This is a genomic window from Oleiphilus sp. HI0061, from assembly GCF_001635675.1.
On the sequence record NZ_LWFE01000033.1, the window covers coordinates 1 to 1,373 of the forward strand.

Below are 1,373 nucleotides of genomic sequence, written 5' to 3' on the forward strand. Positions count from 1 at the left end.
GTGACAGGTGCTTGTGAGTTGCCTGAAGGTGTTGAAATGGTAATGCCTGGTGATAACGTACAGTTAACAGCTACTTTGATCGCGCCAATCGCGATGGAAGAAGGTCTACGCTTCGCGATTCGTGAAGGTGGTCGTACTGTAGGTGCGGGTGTTGTAGCTAAGATTGTTGAATAATCTTAGTCTATGTTTGGAAGGCAGCTTGATGCTGCCTTCTTTTGTATAGGCCAGTAGCTCAATTGGCAGAGCAGCGGTCTCCAAAACCGCAGGTTGGGGGTTCGATTCCCTCCTGGCCTGCCATTTATTCTAGTAATAAATGGTAGTGGAACAGAATACTTATTAGTGCGTCGATTATGAATGCAAAGGTAGAGAAAGAAGGTAGTGCGCTAGATACGCTGAAGTGGTTGTTGGTGCTTTGTTTGGTGTCAGCGGGCGTGGTGGGTAACTACTATTTTGAAGCAGAATCTCTGTTGTACAGAGTGCTTGCGCTACTTGTTTTGGCATTTGTTGCTGGATGGGTTGCCGTTCAAACGACAAAAGGGCAGGCCTTTGCGAAGTTGGTCTCTGAAGCTCGTTTAGAGATTCGTAAGGTTGTATGGCCTACTAAGCAAGAGTTGACCCAGACGACAATGATAGTTGTTGTTTTTGTGTTAGTGGTTGCGCTTATTTTATGGGGTGTCGACTCCCTGATCGGCTGGATTGTTTCCAGTATTATAGGGTAGTAGGAGAATCACGATGTCCAAAGCTTGGTATGTAGTTCATGCCTATTCAGGTTACGAAAAGCAGGTAATGCGCTCGTTGCAAGAGCAGGTTGCTTTGAAAGGCTTGGAAGCAAAATTTGGTGAAATACTGGTTCCTACAGAGGAAGTGGTAGAAATGCGCGAAGGTAAAAAGCGCAAGAGTGAGCGTAAGTTTTATCCAGGCTACGTTCTTGTGCAAATGGAAATGGACGACGATGCTTGGCATTTGGTTAAGTCCACTCCAAGAGTGTTAGGCTTTATTGGTGGTACTGCTGAAAGACCTGTGCCAATTACTGATCGTGAAGCTGATACGATTCTTCAGAAGATAGAGACGGGTGCAGAGAAACCTCGTCCTAAGACCTTGTTTGAAGCTGGTGAAGTGGTTCGGGTTATCGATGGGCCGTTTGCAGACTTTAATGGTGTTGTTGAGGAAGTAGATTACGAGAAGAGCCGCGTTAAAGTAGCGGTTCTGATTTTTGGTCGCTCTACCCCTGTCGAACTAGAGTTTGGGCAAGTAGAAAAAGACTAAGCAAGTAAGATTTTATCTGCTCACTTTGCGAACTGCAAAGTGGGCTTTTTCTGTCTATACGGGGAGCTATTGAAGCGTTTGAACCCGAAGGAGTAAAAAATGGCAAA

2 protein-coding genes, 1 tRNA gene and 1 pseudogene are annotated in these 1,373 nt (G+C 45.5%); all 4 read left to right on the forward strand.

What is annotated here, in order from left to right; all coding sequences use genetic code 11:
- Nucleotides 1-174 (forward strand): annotated as a pseudogene (tuf, locus tag A3735_RS28615) (elongation factor Tu); the annotation flags it as partial.
- Between the two features lie 47 nt (nucleotides 175-221).
- Nucleotides 222-297 (forward strand) — tRNA-Trp (locus A3735_RS00475).
- A 53-nt stretch (nucleotides 298-350) separates the two neighbouring features.
- Nucleotides 351-719: a preprotein translocase subunit SecE gene (gene secE / locus A3735_RS00480; protein WP_068507441.1), complete on the forward strand. Its 369-nt coding sequence runs from the start codon at nucleotides 351-353 to the stop codon at nucleotides 717-719.
- Between the two features lie 13 nt (nucleotides 720-732).
- On the forward strand, nucleotides 733-1,266 hold the full coding sequence (nusG, locus tag A3735_RS00485; protein WP_068507438.1) for a transcription termination/antitermination protein NusG: 534 nt from the start codon (nucleotides 733-735) through the stop codon (nucleotides 1,264-1,266).
- Nucleotides 1,267-1,373: the final 107 nt, after the last annotated feature.